The organism is Candidatus Paceibacterota bacterium, assembly GCA_035452965.1.
Classification (GTDB): Bacteria; Verrucomicrobiota; Verrucomicrobiia; order Limisphaerales; family UBA8199; genus UBA8199.
Map to the genome: position 1 here is coordinate 44,314 of DAOTCE010000005.1, position 21,572 is coordinate 65,885.

Sequence of the window (21,572 nt, forward strand, 5' to 3'; positions counted from 1 at the left end):
GGCTGCCAGGGCCCATGGACTGTGGACTTACGAACCCCGCCAGGGCCGGAAGGCAGCAACGGCAGTCTGCTCCGCATCTGCCGTGGTCACCCTGGCACTTTTCGAATTCAGAAGGCAGAACGCAGCAGGCGGAGAGTCAAGACCGCCTCTGCGCTGAGCCGTCGGCTGTTGTATGAGTTATCAGGTCATCGCTCGCAAATATCGCCCACAGCGCTTCCAGGATGTCGTGGGACAGGAACACGTCACGCAGACGCTGGCCCACGCCATCGAGCAGAAGCGCATCGCGCACGCGTACCTGTTCTGCGGACCGCGCGGCACGGGCAAGACGACCATCGCCCGCATCTTCGCCAAGTGCCTCAACTGCGAGGGCGGCCCCAAGGTGGATTTCGACGACAAGGACGCTCGCTGCCAGGAGATCGCCGAGGGCCGATCGCTGGACGTGTTCGAGATCGACGGCGCCAGCAACAACGGCGTCGAGCAGGTGCGGGAGCTGCGCGAGACCTGCAAGTACGCCCCGGCCAGCTCCCGGTTCAAGATCTACATCATTGACGAAGTCCACATGCTCTCGACGGCGGCATTCAATGCGCTGCTCAAGACGCTGGAAGAACCGCCCGCGCATGTGAAGTTCATGTTCGCCACGACCGACCCGGAGAAGGTGCTGCCCACCATCCTGTCGCGCTGCCAGCGGTTTGACTTGCGGCGCATCCCGGCGGCGCTGATTGCCAAGCATCTGACGCACATCGCCGGGCTGGAGGAGGTCAAGATAGACCCAGCCGCGCTTTATGCGATAGCGCGCGGGGCCGAAGGCGCGATGCGCGACGCGGAATCGGCGCTCGACCAGCTCATCAGCTTTTGCGGTGACAAGATCGAGGAATCCGACGTGCTATCCATGTTTGGCCTGACTGCCCAGGGCCAACTGCTGGAGCTTTCCCGGGCGGTGCTGGCGGGCGAAGTTGAGACGGCCTTGCGCCAATTGAACGACCTGGCGAATCACGGCAAGGACCTGGGGCGGCTGCTGTCCGACCTGCTGAATCATTTCCGCAACCTGCTTATTTTCCAGGTCTCTCGTGGCGACCTGAAGATGCTGGAGGTTTCGGAGGCCGAGGCCGGGTCGCTCAAAGAGCAATCCGCCATGGCCAGCGCCGAGGGGCTCACGCGCATCATGGAAGTGCTGGCGGAGGCGGAGGCGGGAATGCGGGATGCCATTTCCAAGAAGATCCTGATCGAAGTTGCCCTGCTCAAGTCCATTGAGGCGCGCAGCGCGGTGAGCATTGACTCGCTTCTCAAGCAACTCCAGAACCTGCGTGGTGGCGGGGCCGGTGATGCCGCCGGCACAACGTCCCCACCGGCGACGGGCAGCTCGAAGCCTCTGCGCGCCGTTGCCCCGTCAAGTTCGCTGTCCACGCCCGCGGCTGCAAGCCAGCCGTCGGCGGACGCGCCGCCTCCGCCGGCGGGAGACCTGGAGGAGTTGTGGGCCGGCCTGGTGGAATCGGTTGGTCGCGTCAGCCCGTTTACTCGCTCCTACTTGCTTGAGGCGCACCCGGTTTCGTTCCAGCAGAACGTGTTCACCATCGGTTTCGATCCTGAATTCGAGGATCGTCTCGGGCTGGTGGACAATGCCCGCAACCACGAGTTGCTGCGGACCAAGCTGCTTGAACTGGGCCACCCCAGTGTTCAGATCAAGTTCATCAAGGCCGAGGCTCCCACGCTGGCCGCGGGACGGACAGCTCCCCCGGCCCCGGCCCCGGCTGCCGGACCTGCTCCCAAGGCTTCCGCCGCCGCCCGGACCGCCGCCGCGCCCGCCAAGGCGAAGCTCGCCTCCGTGCCGTTTAGCAAGGACGATTTCAAGGACGATCCCCTGATCCAGAAGGCGCTGGAGAAGTTCAAGGGCCAGATTGTGGATGTCCGCGCCTGAGTTTCGTCGCTACGCGATCAATCATCAACCAACAACTACAAACAACAAGACATGTCCAGCATCGGGAAACTCATGAAGCAAGCTGCGCGTATGCAGCAGCAGATGGAACAAATCCAAGCCTCGCTAGCCAGCCGCACGGTTGAAGCGACCAGTGGCGGCGGTGCCGTGAAGGTCGTGGCGAAGTGCGACGGCACGATTGCCGCGATCAAGATTGATCCGCAGGCGCTGAACCCGTCGGATGCGCCGGTGCTCGAAGACATGATTCTGACCGCGGCCAACCAGGCCCTCGAGCAGGCCAAGAAGATTTCCAGCGACGAGATGGGCAAGGCCACCGCCGGATTCAACCTGCCGGGGTTGACTGCGTAGTGAAGGTGATGGTTAAGGATTGAGAGCCCGACCCGCCGTCCCGCAACACGCAAGGAGCGACGCCTTTTCAAGTGGCTGCATTGCCTGAGCCAATCAGTTCCCTGATCGGGGCGTTGAGCAAGCTGCCCGGCATCGGGCCGCGCTCGGCGGAACGCATTGCCCTGCACCTTGTGCAGGCCGATCCCGGCGCCGCCAGGCAGCTCGCCGATGCCATTGTTCATGCCCGGGAGCAGGTCCGTTTCTGCGAGGTTTGCGGCGCACTTACCGAGCAGTCGCCCTGCGGGATCTGCGCCGACCCGCGCCGGGATGCCGCCCTGGTGTGCGTGGTCGAGCGGCCGGTGGACATTCTCAGCCTCGAGAAGTCCGGCACCTTTCACGGCCAATACCACGTGCTGGGGGGGCGCATCTCGCCGCTCGGGGGAGTGGAGCCGGGGGACTTGCGCATCGCCGAGCTGGAGCGGCGGCTGGCGCAGGGAGTGATCAAGGAAATTGTCCTGGCCCTGGGAACCGATGTGGAAGGCGACGCCACGGGTTTTTACCTGGCGAAGCAACTGGCCCGGCAGGGCTTGAAGATCACGCGCATCGCCTATGGGCTGCCCGCCGGCACGGGACTAGAATTCGCCGACGAGTTAACCCTCAGCCGCGCGTTGGAGGGGCGGAGGGAGATGACCTCGTAGAGGCCCGCCTAACCATGTGACTGATGCAACGTCCCACTCATGCACCTTCCATCTGTTGTAGTTTTTGACCTGGGCAAAGTCCTGGTGGATTTCGACTACGCCATCGCAGCGCGGCGAATCGCCGCGCGCGGCAAGATGACGCTGGCCGAGATCGCGCAGTTCATCCAGCAGTCCCCGCTGTTCCTGCAGTACGAGTCCGGCGCGGTGACTACGCAGCAGTTCTTCGATGAAATTCGCCGCGTGACCGGCTTCCTTGGCAGCCTCGCCGAGTTCAGCCAGTGCTTCGCCGACATCTTCTCTCCGATTGAGCCGATGATTCAGCTTCAAGCGGCGCTGCAGCGGCGCGGCCTCAGAGCTTACGCTTTTTCCAACACGAACGAGCTTGCGATCGAGCACATCCGCCGCACCTTCCCCTTTTACGCGAGCTTCGATGGCCACATTCTTTCCTATGAGCATGGCGCAATGAAACCCGACGCCCGGCTGTACGAAGTCCTCGAACGCCGGGCCGGCGCGCACGGCGCGGACCTGCTTTATCTGGACGACCGTCCGGAGAACGTTGCCGCGGGCGCCGCGCGCGGCTGGCAGGCCATCCTCCAGGAATCGCCAGAGAAGACCCTGGCTGCGATTCGGCAGCTCGGCCTGCTGAATCACAGTTGAGGAGGGGGCGCCTGAGCCGCGGTCAAAGAGGCAGACAAGTTACTTGAGTTGCACGGGTTGAGCAGGGCGGATAGGATCCGAGCCAATGGAGCCTGCGACCGCGAGAATTCCTGTGCGCTCACAACGCCAGGCGATGGACTGGAGCCTCGTGCTGGTCAGCCAGGGCATCGAGACCGCGATTGACCAGGCTGAGGACGGCACAGGCTGGGGTTTGGTGGTGGCCAGGCGGGAGTATGAACACGCGCTCAAGACGCTCCGCCAGTATCGCCTCGAGAATCGGGGCTGGCCATGGCAGCAGCCGGTTTTCGGGCCCGGCTTGCTGTTCGATTGGGGGAGCCTGGCCTGGGTTTTGTTGGCGTGCCTGTTCTTCTGGTTGACCCCGCGCACTGGGCTGCAATCCATCGGAGTCATGGATTGGGCCGAGGTGTCGCGCGGGCAGTGGTGGCGGCTTTTCACGGCCGTCTGGCTCCATGCTGATCTGGCTCACCTGGCCACCAATTCGGCCCTTGGACTGTTGTTGCTTGGGCTGACGATGGGGCGCTACGGGACGGGCGCGGGACTGCTGGCGGCGTATTTGGCCGGGGCCGGCGGCAACCTGCTTGCGGGATTCATCTCGCTCCAAACGCATCGAAGCCTGGGGGCATCGGGAATGGTCATGGGCAGCCTGGGGCTGCTGGCCGTGCAATCGTTTTCGGTGTGGCGGCAAACGTTCCATGCATGGAAGTTTGCTCTGGGCGGCATCTGCGGCGGGGTGATGCTGTTCGTGCTGCTGGCGCTGACACCGGGAACCGATGTGATGGCCCACCTGGGAGGATTTGTATGCGGCTTGCTCCTGGGCGCGCTGCTGAACCTCTGCCCGTCCGTGGCGCAAAAGTCCAACGCCAATCTCGTCGGCGGACTCGCCTTCGCCCTGCTGATCATTGTGCCCTGGTGGCTGGCCTTGCGAGGTGGCACTTTGTAAGCGGTCGTTTCATTTGGTTGCTTTATTTGGTTGCCAAGTCACCCACAGCGCCTAAATTCGTAACCCGGTTCATGGCCCCTCAGAAGAAAAGTCAAAGGACGGCCCGGCGAAAACAGCGCCACCGTCTGCGCCGAGCGCAAGCGCCCAAAGCGCGGGCGCTGCCGAAGCGCCGCGCCAGGGTGTCGAAGCGCCGCGAAGTGCCCGAGCGCAAGACGGCGCGTGAGGCGAAAGAGCCGCTCGCAGAGGAGACCATCAGGCCCGAGGAGCTCGAGGTGGCGGCTGCAGCCGTGGAGGCCGAGACCGAAGACCAGTTGCCCGCGCGCGAGCGGGAGCGTTCGAGCTACGACGGCGATACGGCTATCAAGCTCTACCTGCGTGAGATCGGGCAGGTCAAACTTCTGACGCCGGAGGAGGAGATCCAGCTGGCGGCGCGCATCAAGAAGGGCGACAAGAAGGCCCGCGAGCAAATGATCAAGGCGAATCTGCGTCTGGTCGTGAAGATCGCCCGCGACTACGAGGGCATCGGCCTGCCGCTGCTGGACCTGATCAGCGAAGGCAACATCGGCCTGATGAAGGCCGTGGAACGCTTTGACCCGGCCAAGGGCGGCAAGCTGTCCACCTACGGTTCGTGGTGGATCAAGCAGTCCATCAAGCGAGCGCTGGCCAACCAATCCAAGACCATTCGCCTGCCTGTGCACCTGGTGGACAAGATCTCCAAGATGCGCCGCACCTCGATGCGCTTGCAGGAGGAGCTGGGCCGGGAGCCGACGGACGAAGAGCTGGGCGAAGAGCTGGGCATCAGCGCCTCGCGCGTCTCGCAGATGCGCATGGCCGCCATTCGGCCCGCCTCGCTGGACGCGCCCATTGGCGACGAGGATTCGAACAACTTCTCCGAGGTTGTGCAGGACGAAAGCGCCGATACGCCCTACCAGCATCTCGAAGGCAAGACGGTGACCAAGATGCTGCGGGAGATGGTCAAGACGCTCGACCACCGCGAGGCGACCATTCTGCGGGCGCGCTTCGGACTGGACGGCGGTCCGCAAAAGACGCTGGAAGAAGTGGGGGCCAAGTTTGGCGTCACCCGTGAGCGAGTGCGGCAGATTCAGAACATCGCCTTGAAGAAGCTGCGCAAGATGATTGAGAAGATGGAGGCGACCAAGAGCTAAACACCCCAGCGCAAGTGTTTCTTGGCCAAACCCGTCCTAGACCCATTCCCTATGAGCTACCCACGCCCGACGCCTGCCGACATCCAGAAGGCTATTCGCAACATTCCAGACTTCCCGCAGCCCGGCATCCAGTTCAAGGACATCACGCCGGTGCTTGCGGATGCCCGGTTGTTCTCGGCGAGCATTGATCTGCTGACCGCGCCGTTCAAGCCCGGCGACGTGGACGCCGTGGTGGGAATTGATGCCCGCGGTTTCATTTTCGCCGCCGCCGCCGCGGTCAAGCTGCAGGCTGGGTTCGTGCCGGTGCGCAAGAAGGGCAAGCTGCCGTACCGCACGCTGGAGCAGGAATACAAACTGGAATATGGCACCGCCACGGTGGCTCTCCACGCGGATGCCCTTAAGGCGGGCAGCCGTGTCTTGCTGATTGATGATTTGCTGGCCACCGGCGGTACGGCCGCCGCCGCGGCGGCGCTTGTGCAGCGGTTGGAAGCCCGCATCCTGGAGATCTCCTTCCTGATCGAGCTGAGCTTCCTGGCCGGGCGTGGGAAGCTCAAGGACTACCCGGTGCGGTCGCTGGTCGTCTACTGAGCGTGGCCCTGCCGGATGAACTGGCCGCCAACGCTGGACATTGAGCGGTTGGCCTTCGTTAAGCCTGGGTGGATCAATCTTGTCTTCGGCGCGGCGATTCCCTTGACGGCAAGCAACGCCCGCCTGGCGGTCACGATGCAGCCGTTTGCCTGCCGCGGCCTGGGGTAATTGGCTTGGAAACAACGAGAACCTTTGCAGTGCGGGATTATGATTTGGCTGCCACGCTAACCAGCGGGCAAGTCTTCCGTTGGGTGTGGCAAGACCCGTATTGGATTGGCGTGATTGGCGCCCGTTGGGTCCGGCTTCGTGCAGGGCAGGGGACCTTGACAGCAGAGACAGCGGAACCGGTGTCCGACTGGGACTGGCTGACGCATTACCTGCAACTGGAGATTGACCTGGGCGAGGTGGTGCGGACGTTTCCCGAGGACGAACCAATGCGCGCTGCTGTTGCCGCGAGCCGGGGCTTGCGCTTGCTGCGCCAGGATCCCTGGGAATGCCTGGCCTCGTTCATCCTGTCCTCCAGCAAACAGATAGTGCAAATCCGACAGATCGTTGCCTTGCTGTGCGAACGTTACGGGGAGCCGCTGGCGGTGGCGCGAGGCTGCGCGGGCATAAATGCGTTCCCGTGCGCGGCCCGCCTGGCGCGCGCCACCGAGGCCGAGTTGCGGGACTGCAAGATGGGATTCCGCGCGCACTACTTGCTGGCAACCGCCCGCCGGATCGCCGACGGTGAATTCGAGCTGGCGCACGTGGGGCGGCTGCCGATCGAAGCCGCCCGCGCGGAGCTAATGCGCTTGCCCGGCGTGGGGCGGAAGATCGCCGACTGTGTGCTGCTTTTTGCGTACGGATTCCAGTCTGCTTTCCCCGTGGATGTCTGGGTCATGAGGGCGCTGCGGCAGCTTTACTTCCCTCGCCGCCGGGTCAACGCCAGGCGCCTGCATCGCTTCGCCGCTGAGCACTTCGGTTCCCGCTCCGGCTACGCCCAACAGTACTTGTTCCACTATATGCGAGTCACAGGTCGCGGCTGAATCAAGGGCGGATCATGGAGCTGCGGCAGCCGGATCCCCGGTTTGACGTCTTTATTGTGCTTTGATTGCCGGTCTTCGTGGCCTTGTCAACGCCACTGAGTTCCGGAGGTGCGTTCTTCCCATGGCGAAGGCAGTGCTGACGGATGCTCTGCTCAGCGGGGTAGAGGCGGGATTCGCCCTCATGTGCGCCGGGCCCTTCGGAGGGGCGCCTGCGGCTACCAGTCAGGGTGTGCCAGGATGGCACAGGGCCGAAATGCCACAATCTGAAGTGTGCCAGGTTGGCGCATTATCTGCCAGAATGACCGCCATGGTGCCGCTGGTGCGAGCATCGCTGTGCTTCCCTCGTTGCTTTGAGAGACGAAACTGGCCCATCGGGCTCAAGACGTAGCGGAGGTTCAATAGTGACAGCAATTTATCGGATTCGGGGTCAGGAAAATGGTGATTTTGGGCCTGGATTGGCATAAGTTCAATAATGACAGTGTGTTAGGCTGAAACGCACCGGCGATGTCAAGGCTGTATCCACGGTGTGGAGACAGTGTGGATACGGTGAGGATACGGTGCGGATCCCTCGGAGAGTGGTGGGAATGCCCACGTTCCCAGCGTGATTTTATGTTTCGGGCAGGCGGCCTTTTGGATAGCTTCTTGCCCTGCCACTAACAGTGATGACTGCGCGAGCAAGAACCCCCTCAGCCAGGAGAACCGATTCACCCGCCCGGGGTTTCGACTGGCGGGAGAGACTGCGGCGTCCGAGTGTGCTTTGCCTGTTGCTGGCGCTGCTCACGGTGGCCATCTTCCTGCCCGTTGCCTGGCAGGGTTTTGTCAACTACGACGATTCGGACTATGTCACCGAGAACACGCACGTCCAGGGCGGACTGAAGTGGACGAACATTGTCTGGGCTTTTACTACCGGCCACGCCAGCAATTGGCATCCGCTGACCTGGCTTTCGCATATGCTGGACAGCCAGCTATTCGGCCTCAACGCCGGCGGCCACCACTTGGTGAGTGTGGCCTTTCACATCGCCAACGCCCTCCTGCTCTTTCTGCTCTTGCGGTGCATGACGGGCGCGCTGTGGCGCAGCCTGGTGGTTGCGGGATTGTTTTCCTTGCACCCGCTCCACGTCGAATCGGTCGCCTGGGCTTCGGAACGCAAGGATGTGCTCAGCGCGTTTTTCTTTCTGCTGACAATTTGGGCGTATGCGAGATATGCCGAAGGCGGAATGCCGGTGGCTGAAGGCAGGAGGCCGGGGCTGGAGGTCAGCGGCGGGCAACCGGCCTCATCCATCGCGTCGTGGTCCTGCGGTTGCCGTTTGGGACCCGGCATCTGGTATCTGCTTGCCCTCGGCTGCTTCGGCCTGGGCCTGATGAGCAAGCCGATGCTCGTCACGCTGCCGTTTGTGCTGGTGCTGCTGGATTATTGGCCGTTGCGGCGTTTCCGGTGTGCAGCCGTCGGGCGGTTGGTTCTGGAAAAGGTGCCGTTCCTTCTGCTGGCGGCGGCTTCGAGCGTGATCACCTTTATCGTGCAACGCAAAGGCGGCGCCGTCTCGACCAGCCTGACGCTCGGGGAGCGCCTTGCTAACGCGCTTGTTTCTTACGTCCGATACATCGGCAAGATGTTGTGGCCTAAGGACCTTTCGATCCTCTATCCCCATCCGGGCCATTGGCCTGCCTGGCAGGTGGTTGGGTCCGCGGTCCTGCTGGTGGCTGTCTGCGTTGTTGTCTTTCTGTTGGCGCGCCGAAGGCCATACCTGGCCGTGGGCTGGTTGTGGTTTTGCGGCACGCTGGTGCCGGTTATCGGACTGGTGCAGGTGGGCATCCAGTCCATGGCCGACCGCTATACCTATCTCCCCCTCATCGGGCTGTTCATTATGGTGGCGTGGGGGCTTGAGGAACTGGTCCCCGAGCGGCCTTGGCGCGGGGGGGTGCTGGCTATAGTGGCCGCGTTGTCGCTGGCAGTCTGCGCTTTGCTGACTGAACGGCAAATCCGGTTCTGGCGCGATAGTGAGGCCCTCTTCCGGCACGCTGTCCAAGTAACGGCCAACAACTACCTCGCCTACAATAACCTGGGATTCTACCTGAACGGCCGAGGCAGGACCTCCGAGGCGATGGAGAACTACCGCATGGCCTTGAAGATCAATCCCGCTTACGAGGACGCTCTCAACAACCTCGGCTATGCGCTGGCCGGCCAGAAGAAGTTCGCTGAAGCTGTCCCGCTATACGAGGCCGCCTTGCGGGTGCGGCCCAATCACGCCGAGGTCCACAACAACCTGGGTAATGCGTTGTCCGAGCTTGGCCGGATTGACGAGGCTATCCAGCACTATCGGATTGTGCTGGAACAGAAGCCGGAACATGCCGACGCGCACAATAACCTCGGCATCGCTCTTGCCATGAAGGGGAAGCTGGATGAGGCCGTGCCCCACTTCTATGCCGCAATCCGTTACAAACCCAATTACGCCAGCGCGCACAGCAACCTGGGCAACGCGTTAGCCGTGCAACACAAGCTGGATGAGGCCATAAAGGAATACCAAACCGCGCTGCGCCTCAAACCGGAGGATCCTCAGGCCCATAACAACCTGGGCAACGCGCTGGCTGAGCAAGGGAAGGCGGAGGAAGCCATAGACCACTACCGCGAGGCCATCCGACTGAATGCGGTTAATCCCGAGGCGCACTTCAATCTTGCGCTGGCCCTTCTGCGCCTGGGTAAGCGCGAAGAAGCCATAAACCATCTCACAGAGGCGTTGCGGCTCAAGCCGGATTACGCTGAGGCGCAGAATCAACTCAAGTCTCTGACGGGCCGATCCGGCCCATGAAGGGCTGCCTCCAGGACCGCGCAGATTGCATCATTGTCCTGACGGGAACACGCGGCTTAGGGCGCGAGCAATGTCCCGGTAGGTCCGCAAATGACTGTACCAGGTGGTGGGCGGTCCGGCGATCGGCGGGCCAACATGGCCGGGCGCGTTGAGGTCGTGCACGCATTGCCAGGGATAGGTGTCGAAGCAGATCATGTCCGGCTGGGCGCGGGTGATGAAATCAGCAAGGTTCGCGTCGCTGATCTGGCCGCCCCAGTTGTTCGCCGAGAGGATGGTGTTGGGCCAGTTGGTGCGGACGTTGTTGAACCAATTGACCGCGCGCGTCCGGATGGCGTCATCGTTGAGATTCCACTCGTCGGCTAATTGCAGGTTCACGAGCTGGCTCAAGCAGGCCGACTCCCCGCCGAGCGGGGGCATGTCGTTCTCGCCGGCTACCCACCGCGCCCAGGGAAAACCCGGAGCGGCGCCAAGAACCGACATCGAATCATACGACCGCGGCGGATCCCAGAGCCAGATGATCGCGGTGTAGTTGGCGTTAGAATACCGGCTTAGGGTGAACGTGTCATAGGTGGCCACCAGGCCCTCGATCTGCAAACCGCGGTTGATGAGGATTTGATGGCCCTTGCCAATCTGCGCGTGTCCGGTCCAAGAAGAAAGCAGGGACCCAACGACAATCGCAGCGGCGAGTGCTATCGCAGAGCCGCGCGCGCGAGGACCGAACCTCGTGCTTTTGAAAACTTCATGTTCCGATGACATGGGTCCAAACACAGTCCCAAGCCGGTCCGATTCTCGTTTCCTCGACCAGCAGTGGTCAAAAAGGGACACAAACTTTACCAAAACTTTACCAAAACGTTACCAGATTTTGAAATCCGACCACGGATGACTCGAATGACTAAAGATGACTTTAAATGACATAAATGACCTAAAATCCAATTCTGCAGGCCGGCGGCTGCCGGGTGAGGCAGAAACGAGGCAGAAATCAGATCTAGCCCCACCGATCGGGGGTGAACTACTAACCGCCGCTCGCTCATAATCAGCCTTTTGCCATGCAGACGGAGTGAAATCCGTCACTGTCCACTAACCGATGCGCCCCACCACCAGCGAGTGGGGCAAGTCAACTGCTCTCGACGCGCACTCACGCGTTCGCCGCTCTCCCCTCCTCACCGAGAAAGGCCCGGCAAGACCGGGGGCTGCTTCACATCCCACCGGGATGTTTTTGGCCGGCCAATCGGACGCCACGCCGCCGCGCTGATTGACGGGGGCAGAGTAATGGAGGGGCAGCGGGGAGACGACTAGTCTTTTCCCAGGGGAGGAAGAGCGGGCAGGGCGGCTGGCAGACACGAATTCCACGAATTGGCACGAAGTGTATGCCGGGGCGGTGGAGTGGTGGAGCAGTGGAAATAGCAGCGCAGGTATTCTCAACAACTATGACAACAAGGAGGTGAGGCACATGACGCTGGTCATGCCTTGTTGCGGCAGTGTGGGCGAGCAGAGAAATTAGGCCGGCAATCCGCCCTTGGCAGGCACCTTTAGTCGTGGCTTTCTGGCTGTCCGTACTTTACCGGAACGCTTTCGCGTAGTTTCTCGTTTTGTATTAGCACCTCTATGGCTCAATAATGCGCTCGATTTATGGAGTTTTTGGGCCATTGCGGTGTTGGTGACTCCGGGGCTTGGGTTGAAAGTGTGGAGACCCGGAGACCCGAAGGAGTGTCTTGCCCCAAGAGAGTGTTATGAAAGCAATCCGATCAAACTTTGCAGTCATTGCGCTGGCGTTGCAGTTTGTGACGCTACCCGCCGTGGTGCAAGCCCAATGGAATTACACGACCAATGACGACGACGCCATCACCATCACGGGATACTACGGTTCCGGCGGTGACGTGACCATCCCCGGCACGATCGATGGCCTGCCGGTCACCAGCGTCGGGGACGAGGCGTTCTGGGCCTGCGCCAGCCTGATCAGCGTGACTATCCCCGACAGCGTCACCAGCCTCGGGAATAGCGCGTTCTATGCTTGCACCAGCCTGACCAACGTTACGATCGGCAACAGCGTCGCTAGCTTCGGGGAACAGACGTTCGGATTCTGCACCGGCCTGAGCAGCGTGACCATCCCCGACAGCCTCACCAACATCGGGTACTTGGCGTTCTACGGCTGTGGCGGCTTGACAGCGATCACAGTGGATACCAACAATGCTGCCTATAGTAGTGTGGGTGGGGTTTTGTTAAACAAGGGCCAAACCACGCTCATCCAGTGCCCGGCGGGCAAAGCCGGAAGTTATACGATCCCCAGCAGCGTGACCAGTATCGGAGACTTTGCGTTTGATTCCTGCAGCGGCCTGACCAACATTGCGATCGGCAACAGCGTCGCCAGCATCGGGATCTGGGCGTTCGCTGATTGCACGGGTCTGAGCAGGATAACGATCCCCAACAGCGTCACCAGCATTGGACGTTATGCGTTCGCTGATTGCGCAGGTCTGACAGCAGTCTATTTTGAAGGCAACGCCCCCACGCTTGATGGTCTGGATGTATTCAACGGTGACGACAATGCGACTGTCTACTGCTTGCCGGGGACCACGGGCTGGGGCACGACCTTTGGCGGCCTCCCGACCGTGTTGTTGCCGCCACCATATACTACTTACACGACCAATAACGGCACGATCACCATCACGGGATACACAGGGCCGAGGGGCGCCCTGACCATCCCCAGCACGATCTATGGTCTGCCGGTCACCAGCATCGGTTACCAGGCGTTCTTTGGCTGCAGCAACCTGACCAGCGTGACGATCCCCAACAGCGTCACTAACATCGGAGACGAGGCGTTCTACGACTGCACTAGCCTGACCAACGTTATCATTTCCAGCAGCGTCACCAGCATCGGGAATAGCTTGTTCTATGGCTGTTCCAGCCTAACCACCGTGATGATCCCCAACAGCGTTAGCAACATCGGAGCTCACGCGCTCTATAACTGTGCCAGCCTGGCAGGAGTCTATTTCGGGGGCAACGCCCCCACGCTCGGTGATCTGGATGTATTCAACGGTGACAACAATGCAACCGTCTATTACCTGGCTGGAACCACGGGCTGGGGTCCGACTTTTGGCGGTCTTCCAGCCGTGCTCTGGAACCCGCTGGTAACGAACACAAACGACTCGGGGGAGGGTTCGCTTCGAAGAGCAATTCTAGACGCGAATGCGTCCAGCGGGTGTGAGATCACCTTCTCCAACGTGACGGGGACGATCACTTTGCTTTCGGCGCTACCTGCCCTGGCAGCCAACATCACGATCACCGGGCCGGGGACCAATCTGCTCACGATCAGCGGCAACAACCAGTTTCGCGTCTTCTACATGGAAGGCGGAACAACCAACACGCTCTCAGGACTCACGATTGCCAATGGAACGGCGGAAGGCTATTATGATCCCCCCCACTTCATCTACACTTACGCGTCGGGCATCGCCAACAGCGGTTTTTTGAAGTTGCTGAACTGCGTGGTCCGGAACTGCACGAATTTTGTCAGTTGTGGGCAGGGCATTTACAATGAGGGGGAGATGGAAATAGAAGCCTCCGTCGTGGCTAATTGTGGCAGCGACCCTTATAGTCCCCCCTATGGACCCCTTACGGGACCCGGCGGGGGGATCTATAACAGCGGCACTCTGCGGATGACGAATTGCAGAATTTCACGTTGCATTGCCATGGGGGTTGACTCGGAAGTGTCGGGGGCTGGGGTTTTCAACGTGGGCGATCTAACGATGAGTGCTTCGGTTATTGAATCCTGCCGGTCATACGCTGATTATGACGGGGGCGGAATATATAACGCAGGGTCTGCGGCGCTCAATGGGTGCACCGTGTCAAATTGTGTCGGGTTCTTGGGCGGCGGAATATCTAGTTGGGGAACCCTCGCCATTACGAATTCAACTGTGGTCGCAAGTTCCGCCGACTTCGGCGGGGGACTCTTCCTCAACAGAACCAATTGGCTGGTGGGTTGTACGATAGCTAGAAATAGAGCCTATATGGGTGGGGGAATATGCAATATAGGTGAGCTCAGGATGTTTAATTGCACTGTCAGTGAAAATAGCGCTGATGTCGGGGGAATTTTCAACGGCTTTGTGTGGGGAGGCACCAACCCGACAGCTTATGCGAATCATTGCACCGTTGCGTTTACCACAAATACGCATTATATGCCTGCGGTAGTTGAGAACCGCGGAATCTTTCATGCTCACGATAGCATCTTTGCAGGCAACGGCCCCAATGATTTCTCCGGCGTGCTGATTTCGGAGGGCTACAACCTGATTCAAAACACGAACGGTTGCACAATAACCAACGACCAGACAGGGAACATCTACGGGGCCGATCCGCTCCTGGGTCCGTTGCAGGACAACGGGGGCCCGACCTGGACCCATGCGTTGCTGACCAACAGTCCCTGCATTGACCAGGGAACTTCCGGGGGCCTGGCCACCGACCAACGAGGAGGGCCACGTCCATTCGATGTGTCAAGCACCCCCAATGCAGGTGATGGCAGCGATATTGGGGCTTTCGAGTGGACCCCTCCGCCAACGGCTTGCAGCATGGCGGCGCAGGCGATTCAAAACCAGCCGCTAACGATTCCCGTGGCGAAGTTGCTGCTGTGTTCCTCAAGCCCTATGGGTTACGCGATCAGGTTGAGCGGCGTGAGCGCCAATAGCGTGAATGGCGGCACGGTTGGTCTTGCGGGAGACGGGTTGACGTACATACCGGCGACTAACTTCATCGGCTCCGATTTGTTCACTTACATGATCAACGATGGCTGGGGCGGCACGGCAGCAGGTGAGATAGTGGTCACCGTGATAGAGGGCAATACAGCATCGTCGAACATGCTTCCGGCCGTCTACACTCCTGGCGGACTGCTGGTCCGCTTTGCCGGGATCGTTGGGCGCACGTACTCGGTCCAGCGCGCGCCGGCGGTGACGGGTCCCTGGGTCACCATTGGCACGGCGACCGTTGGCCCGGCCGGCATCGGCAGCTTTGAAGACAGCAACCCGCCACCGGGCAGCGCGTTCTATCGCACGGTGTTCCCATGAGCCTGAAACAGGAATCAAGAGATAAACGCCTATGAACTCCAAACTAGTTGCATTCACATTTGCACTCGGCCTCGGTTTCAACGTGCAGGCAGACTACGCATTCTACTTCGACGCCGGGAGCGCCGCCATTCCGGACAACGACCCGAACGGCCACCTGGACAGCCGCACTGTGGGTGGGATGCCAGGAGTCATCTCCGACGTGAATGTGACGTTGGACATCTCCAACGGCTACAATGGCGATCTGTACGCCTGGCTCTCCCACGGCTCAGGTTCGGCCATTTTACTCAACCGAGTGGGAGTCTCTTCGGCGAACGCGGTTGGATATGCGGACCCGGGGTTTGGCATGGATGCCCAGCAAATCCAATTCACCCTGGATGACCAGGCGGCGCAGGATGTGCATTTCTATCAGGCGGGTTTTTACACGCTCAACACCAGCGGCCAGTTGATCGGGGCATGGCAGCCCGACGGGCGCATCCTCGACCCGGAGTCCCCGGCTGGCTTGTTTGACACTGCGTTGCGGTCTAATCCGCTTGGTATGTTCAATGGTCTGGACCCGAACGGGGAATGGATATTGTACCTGGCGGACGTGTCCTCGGGCCATATCAGCACGCTTACGGAGTGGGGCCTTGAGATCACGGTGGTGCCTGAGCAATCTACATTCGCACTGGCTGGCTTGGGTGCTGCCGCGTTGATGATTGCCCGTCGCCGCAGGTGATCGGCGTTGCAACGGTTAAGGCTTGGATGCTGGGGGGCCAGACTGTCGTAGAACGAGACAAGTAACTGCCCCAGTTTAGGACAGGGCGATTCTGGCATTAGCGAGTTTGAGTTTCCCGCTAAACACGCTAAACATGCTAAAACAAAGGCTGGAATGAGGGTTTGTGCGGCACGCTGACTTCACCCGGCAGGTGAACGGTGGCCACAGCGGAGAGAGGGATTCAATGCTGCGTTTCTTCGTGTTTAGCGTTTGGCGGGCCACCCTTACCAACAGACACAAGTCCATGGGCTGTTAGGATGATGCACGGCGAGAGGCACGCTGAATGCTACAATTTAGGACATGGCAATCTTGCTTGTTACCTGGGGCTGCCTCTCCATGGCGTTCTGCCTGGCGCTGCTCGGCGCTGCCGCGCGTCCGGTTCCGTGCCCAGATGAGAAAGTGGCGCCCGGATGCGATATCCTGGCGGAGCAGATCAGAACGACCGTCCCAACTCCTCAATCCGTAACGCCTGCCAACTGCCAGGCGGCATAGCGCTGATCACGGGCTAGCGGCTCCGACCTAACCAGCGGTCTGCGATGGGCAGGGAATTCCCAGAGCCAATCTGACGAAGATGGCTCTTTGCATCCTTCGCTGCAGAGAATTCACGTCAATTCCAATTGTGCCGAACGAGAGCGCGTAAAGAGGGAACGCGCCACGGGCAGGGCAGGGTGGGGTATCGACGCAACAAGAACAGCAAAGTCGTCGTCCGTAGCTTTACCGACAGGCTTTCCGTAATGACTGGAGTTGCTGTTTTTTGCCCCTGACGGATGATAGTGGCGTGTGATTGTGGGCCCAAAGGTATGGGCTGGTTTTGCAGAGCAGAATATGGACAGACGAAGCAACAGGCATGGCGGCGCGCCGGACCGGAAGGTGACGGGGCTTCCGCTCTGGAAGCGGGTGCTTGACCTGGCGGTAATACTAGCACTGTCGCCCGGTTTGCTGATACTGGGCGGCGCGGTGGCGCTAGCTGTGGCGTGCGGGTCGCGAGGGCCGGTGTTATTCCGCCAGCCGCGCGTGGGCTACAAAGGGCGTGAGTTTGCCATGTTCAAGTTTCGCACGATGCAGGTGGATGCGGTCACGCAGGTGCATCAAGAGCACTTCGAGGAGTTGGTGGGCACTGAAGCTCCGATGACGAAGCTGGACGAGAGTAACGATCCCCGACTCGTTCCGCTGGGCGCTCTGCTGCGCGCCACCGGGCTCGATGAACTTCCCCAGCTCCTGAACGTGGTGCGCGGCGAGATGAGCCTGGTGGGGCCGCGGCCCTGTATCACGTACGAATACAAACATTACCAGCCTTGGCAGCGACGGCGCTTTGATGCTGTTCCGGGCCTGACCGGACTCTGGCAGGTCAGCGGGAAGAACCGGACGACGTTCAATCAGATGATCCAGCTCGACATCGAGTATTCGGAACGTATGAGCCTCTGGCTCGACCTGGAGATTATATTAAAGACTTTACCCGCCATTTGGCGACAGTGCCTGGAATCTCGTGCGCCGAAGCGCACGCAGGCAAGCAAGCCAGCGGTGGACGACACAAAATCCGCTCAGTTATATCGCATATGAAGACAATGAAGGAAGCAATCAAGGTTGGTGTGGTGGGGTGCGGTTATTGGGGGCCGAACCTGATCCGCAACTTACGGCAATCCCCGGACTGCCAGCTCAAGCTCATTTGCGACACGAGCGAGCAACGTCTGAACCACATGCGGCGGCTGTATCCCGAGGTGGCAACCACACGTTCTTTTGAGGATCTGCTGAATGACGGGGATCTCGACGCGGTGGTCATTGCAACTCCGGTGCGCTTCCATTACGAGATGGCCATGGCGGCTCTGAGCGTTGGCAAGCATGTATTCATTGAGAAGCCGATGGCGCGGACAGAAGCGGAAGCTCAAGAAATGGTCACGCTGGCCGAACGCGAGGATCTGGTGGTGATGGTGGGACACACTTTCCTGTTTTCGCCGGCGGTGCGGCGCATGAAGCAAATCGTTGATGCTGGTGATATCGGCGAAGTGCAGTACATCGCGGCGTGCCGGCTGAATCTGGGCCTTTTCCAGAAGGACATCAACGTGGCTTGGGACCTTGCGCCGCACGATATCTCGATTCTGCTCCACCTATTGGATGAGCGCCCCATCAGCGTCTCCTGCCAGGGCAGCAGTCATGTGACGCGCGGCATCGAGGATGTGACGATGATGTATCTGAGCTTCGGTCGGAATCGCTGCGCTTTCATCCATAACAGCTGGCTGGATCCGAAGAAAGTTCGCCAGATGACCGTGGTGGGCTCGCAGCGCATGATTGTGTATGACGACATGGAGCCGCTGGAGAAGCTTAAGATATACGATGCGCGGGTGGAGGTGCCGCCCCATTACGACACGTTCGCCGAATTCAACTACTCGTACCACTATGGCGACGCCTACGTGCCCTACATCAAGCAGGATGAGCCGTTGAAGCTGGAGTGCCAGCATTTCCTGGAGTGCATTCGCGAGAAATGCACACCCATCGCCAATGGCCGGCTGGGCCTCGAAGTCGTGCGCATTCTGGAGGCAGCCGGTGAATCGCTGCGGCAGCAAGGTGCCTCGGTGTCCCTCGGCAGCGTAACGCAGTGGAGCAATGGCAATGGCAATGGCAATGGCAACGGACACCACGGCAGCGTCGTGCCAGTCACCGGCAGAAACGTAGTGGCCGCATGAGCAGCAGCGAACAACTCTTTCAGCGCATTGCCCCGGATGTGAAACTTGGCCAACGGGTCAAGGTATACGCTTTCACCAACCTATACGGGTGTGAGATTGGCGATGACGTGAAGATTGGCGCATTCGTGGAAATACAGAAGGGGGTTCGAGTCGGCAACCGGTGCAAGATTTCAAGCCACAGCTTTCTATGCGAGGGAGTGACCTTGGAGGATGAGGTTTTCATCGGTCACGGCGTCACTTTCATCAACGATCGTTACCCCAGGTCCACGAATGCGGATGGCAGTTCGCAGACCGAGGCGGACTGGGCGTGTATTCCGACGACGATCAAGAGAGGGGCTTCTATCGGCTCCGGCGCGACGATTCTGTGCGGGGTGGTTATTGGTGAGCGGGCCACGGTCGGCGCCGGCAGCGTGGTGACGAAAGATGTGCCGGAGGGCGCGATCGTTGCCGGCAACCCGGCGCGGCTGCTTCGCGTCGCCGGCACTGGTTGATGCTATGACCACTATGCAAGTTCCCTTCCATGACCTGCGCGGAGGACGCGAGCCGCTGATGAACGCGCCAGGGGAGAAGTCGCTTCGTGAGGTGGCGTTCCTATGAACCCTGCCAATCCCTCTAACGGAGCTAACGGGCAAAGTGCGGCGCCAGGTGGTTTCAACGTGGATGACGCCGTCTTTACCGTATTCCGGCATAAGTGGCTTATTCTGGCGTTTGTCTGCCTGGGGGTGGCGGGCGCGGTGGCTGTTCGCTTCGTGCGGCCACCACCGTATGTCTCCAAAGCCAAGCTAATGGTGCATTATGTCCTTAACACGCGGGACATGACGACTATGACTCCAGACAGCCCACATGCGCAATCCATCGAGTATGGCGCGCAGAGCATCATTAACGCCGAAACCGAGATCATAACCAGTCTGGATGTCGCACAGATCGTCGCTGACAAGATCGGCCCAGCGAAGATTCTGGCCAAGAAGGGCGGCGGCACAGACCGTATGGCGGCGGCGGGGGTGATTGCATCCGGGATCGAAGTCGCCCCGCCGAGAAGTTCCATTCTCACCATCTCGTTCAAACATCCAGACGGCGACATCGTCCAACCCGTCCTGCAAGCTGTGCTTGAGGCCTATATGCGCAAGCATCGGGACGTGCGTTTGATGCCGGACAGTTACTTGCTGCAGCAGCGCGAGGAACTGGGGGCCAAGCTCACCCAGACGGAGGAGCAGCTTAAAGATCTGAAGATGCAGGCCAAAATCCTGTTCCCGGACGAAATGAAGAAGTCCTACCAGGCTCAGATCGGCAAGGTTCAGGATGAACTACTTGATACAGAGCGGGAACTAATCGAACGCAATGCGATGGTGGGCGAGCGGGGCCTCGGCGCCTTGGCGGTTACCAACGGTGTGGCAGGCGCTGTGCCGCCCGACGCGTTGAGCAATTATAGCTTTGCCACCTCCAAGCTGGAAGAGTTGAAACGGCAGGAGAGCGAATTGCTGCTGCAGTATAAGGAAGCTTATCCGCTCGTCCAGAACGTCCGCGAGCGGATCCAGAAGCTCACGCGCCAAAAGGCTGACTTGGAACAGCAGTATCCCACCCTGGCGCACTTACTCCTAACTGCGGCGCACGGCAGCACCAATACCGTCAGCACGGATGTGCTGGTGGCGAGGAAGGCGGCGCTGGGCATTATCCTGAGCAACCTTCAAGAGCAGGCCACACAGGTCCTGGACTTGGAGCCCAAGATTGCCGAATTGGAGCGAGTCAAATCCGAGCACCAGAAGACTTACGAGCTGGTTACGGCCCGGCTTGAGCAGCAACAGAGAGACGAATCCCTGGTCGCCGACAAGGTGGTCAATATGAGCGAGGTGGAAAGCCCGACGCCGCCCGGACTAGACACCAAGAAGATGATGAAACTGGTGGGCATGGTTCTTGCCGGCTGCATTGGCATGGGTTTGGGGCTGGCGTTCCTGATTGACCTATTTCTCGACCGAAGCATCAAACGTGCTTCGGACATCGAGCGCTACCTTCGTCTACCAGTGCTTCTGAGCATACCGGACACTGCCTGTGCCGGGTGGCTCCGGATGCCGCGCTGGCTAACTGGGTTGAGGCGCGGCAAGAGCGCCGCGGCACACGGACTCGGCGGCAATGGGGACGGCCACACTGGAACCTCTGTGGTGCCATGGGACCCAGCACATCAATTGCGGAGCTATACGGAGGGTCTGCGGGAGCGGATCGTCAGCTATTTTGAGGTGCACAACCTGAATCTCAAGAAGCCGAAGTTGGTTGCGGTGACGGGATGTGCTGGTGGCGCGGGCGTCTCAACCCTGGCGAGCGGACTGGCAGCGGCGCTTTCCAAGACCGGGGATGGGAACGTGCTTTTGGTGGACATGAATGTGGACCAGGGAGTCGCTCATTCCTTTCACAAGGGCAAACCGGGTTGCGGCATATCGGATGCACTCGAGCCGGAGAATCGCAGCGGGGCACAGGTCGAGGATAACCTGTATGTTGCCTCACTTAACAACGGGAGCAACGACAAGTTAGTAAGAGTACTGCCGAACCGATTCAATCAACTGATGCCAAGGCTCAAGGCGAGCGACTACGATTACATAATCTTCGACATGCCCCCCGTGACGCAAACCAGCGCAACACCGCGGTTAGCGAGTTACATGGATTTGGCATTGTTGGTGCTTGAATCCGAGAAGACCAGCCAGCACTCAGCGGCCCGGGCGAGCGCGCTGATGCGGGAGGCGCGGGCGAATGTGGCCGCGGTCCTCAACAAACACCGCTCCCACATGCCGACGGCCCTTTCACAGGAAGGGTGAGCCGGCTGGCGGTGTCGGCGCGCCGCTCGGCTCGCCAGCAGATTTGCGTTCGCTCCATTCCTTTCGGTGTGGAGCAACCGAGACAACTAGACGTGCATGAAAAGCACAAGCGTCCGCCAG

General features: G+C 60.3%; 18 protein-coding genes and 1 other RNA gene. 18 read left to right on the top strand and 1 reads right to left on the bottom strand.

The features are described from left to right. Positions 1-3: 3 nt before the first annotated feature. The 11 genes from ffs (at position 4) to P5205_06605 (ending at position 10,165) form a co-directional block, all read left to right on the top strand. An RNA gene (gene ffs / locus P5205_06555) (signal recognition particle sRNA small type) lies at positions 4-100 on the top strand. 72 nt (positions 101-172) lie between these two features. Continuing rightward, entirely contained in the window at positions 173-1,915 is a 1,743-nt protein-coding gene (gene dnaX / locus P5205_06560; protein ID HSA10017.1) for a DNA polymerase III subunit gamma/tau, read from the top strand. Positions 1,916-1,966: 51 nt separating this feature from the next. Further along, the gene (locus P5205_06565) at positions 1,967-2,281 is read left to right on the top strand and encodes a YbaB/EbfC family nucleoid-associated protein (protein HSA10018.1); all 315 of its coding nucleotides are present in this window, start codon (positions 1,967-1,969) and stop codon (positions 2,279-2,281) included. A gap of 71 nt (positions 2,282-2,352) precedes the next feature. Further along, positions 2,353-2,958 carry a recombination mediator RecR gene (gene recR, locus P5205_06570; GenBank protein ID HSA10019.1) on the top strand — a complete coding sequence of 202 codons (606 nt, stop codon included), beginning with the start codon at positions 2,353-2,355 and terminating at the stop codon, positions 2,956-2,958. 39 nt (positions 2,959-2,997) lie between these two features. Continuing rightward, a complete protein-coding gene (locus tag P5205_06575) occupies positions 2,998-3,615 on the top strand; it encodes an HAD family phosphatase (protein HSA10020.1) in 618 nt (205 codons plus the stop codon). Positions 3,616-3,727: 112 nt separating this feature from the next. Then, positions 3,728-4,576, top strand: coding sequence for a rhomboid family intramembrane serine protease (locus P5205_06580; GenBank protein HSA10021.1), 849 nt, complete (start codon positions 3,728-3,730; stop codon positions 4,574-4,576). 311 nt (positions 4,577-4,887) lie between these two features. Next, complete coding sequence (locus P5205_06585; protein ID HSA10022.1) at positions 4,888-5,742, top strand: sigma-70 family RNA polymerase sigma factor; 855 nt, start codon at positions 4,888-4,890, stop codon at positions 5,740-5,742. 51 nt (positions 5,743-5,793) lie between these two features. Further along, on the top strand, positions 5,794-6,330 hold the full coding sequence (locus P5205_06590) for an adenine phosphoribosyltransferase (protein HSA10023.1): 537 nt from the start codon (positions 5,794-5,796) through the stop codon (positions 6,328-6,330). A gap of 15 nt (positions 6,331-6,345) precedes the next feature. Next, positions 6,346-6,498, top strand: a complete 153-nt coding sequence (locus tag P5205_06595) for a hypothetical protein (protein HSA10024.1) — start codon at positions 6,346-6,348, stop codon at positions 6,496-6,498. 5 nt (positions 6,499-6,503) lie between these two features. After that, on the top strand, positions 6,504-7,358 hold the full coding sequence (locus P5205_06600) for a DNA glycosylase (protein HSA10025.1): 855 nt from the start codon (positions 6,504-6,506) through the stop codon (positions 7,356-7,358). 752 nt (positions 7,359-8,110) lie between these two features. After that, entirely contained in the window at positions 8,111-10,165 is a 2,055-nt protein-coding gene (locus P5205_06605; protein ID HSA10026.1) for a tetratricopeptide repeat protein, read from the top strand. Between the two features lie 30 nt (positions 10,166-10,195). On the opposite strand, the gene P5205_06610 is transcribed toward P5205_06605, so the two are convergent. Further along, a complete protein-coding gene (locus tag P5205_06610; GenBank protein HSA10027.1) occupies positions 10,196-10,921 on the bottom strand; it encodes a hypothetical protein in 726 nt (241 codons plus the stop codon). A 974-nt stretch (positions 10,922-11,895) separates the two neighbouring features. On the opposite strand from P5205_06610, the gene P5205_06615 reads away from it, so the two are divergent. The 7 genes from P5205_06615 to P5205_06645 all read left to right on the top strand — a co-directional run bounded on the left by P5205_06615 (position 11,896) and on the right by P5205_06645 (position 21,452). Further along, entirely contained in the window at positions 11,896-15,213 is a 3,318-nt protein-coding gene (locus tag P5205_06615; GenBank protein HSA10028.1) for a leucine-rich repeat protein, read from the top strand. A 31-nt stretch (positions 15,214-15,244) separates the two neighbouring features. Then, positions 15,245-15,928 carry a PEP-CTERM sorting domain-containing protein gene (locus tag P5205_06620; protein HSA10029.1) on the top strand — a complete coding sequence of 228 codons (684 nt, stop codon included), beginning with the start codon at positions 15,245-15,247 and terminating at the stop codon, positions 15,926-15,928. Positions 15,929-16,267: 339 nt separating this feature from the next. Further along, positions 16,268-16,459: a hypothetical protein gene (locus P5205_06625; protein ID HSA10030.1), complete on the top strand. Its 192-nt coding sequence runs from the start codon at positions 16,268-16,270 to the stop codon at positions 16,457-16,459. Positions 16,460-16,792: 333 nt separating this feature from the next. Beyond that, entirely contained in the window at positions 16,793-17,527 is a 735-nt protein-coding gene (locus P5205_06630) for a sugar transferase (protein ID HSA10031.1), read from the top strand. After that, positions 17,524-18,648, top strand: coding sequence for a Gfo/Idh/MocA family oxidoreductase (locus P5205_06635; protein HSA10032.1), 1,125 nt, complete (start codon positions 17,524-17,526; stop codon positions 18,646-18,648). The genes P5205_06630 and P5205_06635 overlap by 4 nt, the downstream gene beginning before the upstream one ends. After that, positions 18,645-19,139 carry an acyltransferase gene (locus P5205_06640; protein ID HSA10033.1) on the top strand — a complete coding sequence of 165 codons (495 nt, stop codon included), beginning with the start codon at positions 18,645-18,647 and terminating at the stop codon, positions 19,137-19,139. Before P5205_06635 ends, P5205_06640 begins: the two co-directional genes overlap by 4 nt. A gap of 102 nt (positions 19,140-19,241) precedes the next feature. After that, positions 19,242-21,452, top strand: coding sequence for a cellulose synthase operon protein YhjQ/BcsQ (locus tag P5205_06645; protein HSA10034.1), 2,211 nt, complete (start codon positions 19,242-19,244; stop codon positions 21,450-21,452). Positions 21,453-21,572: the final 120 nt, after the last annotated feature.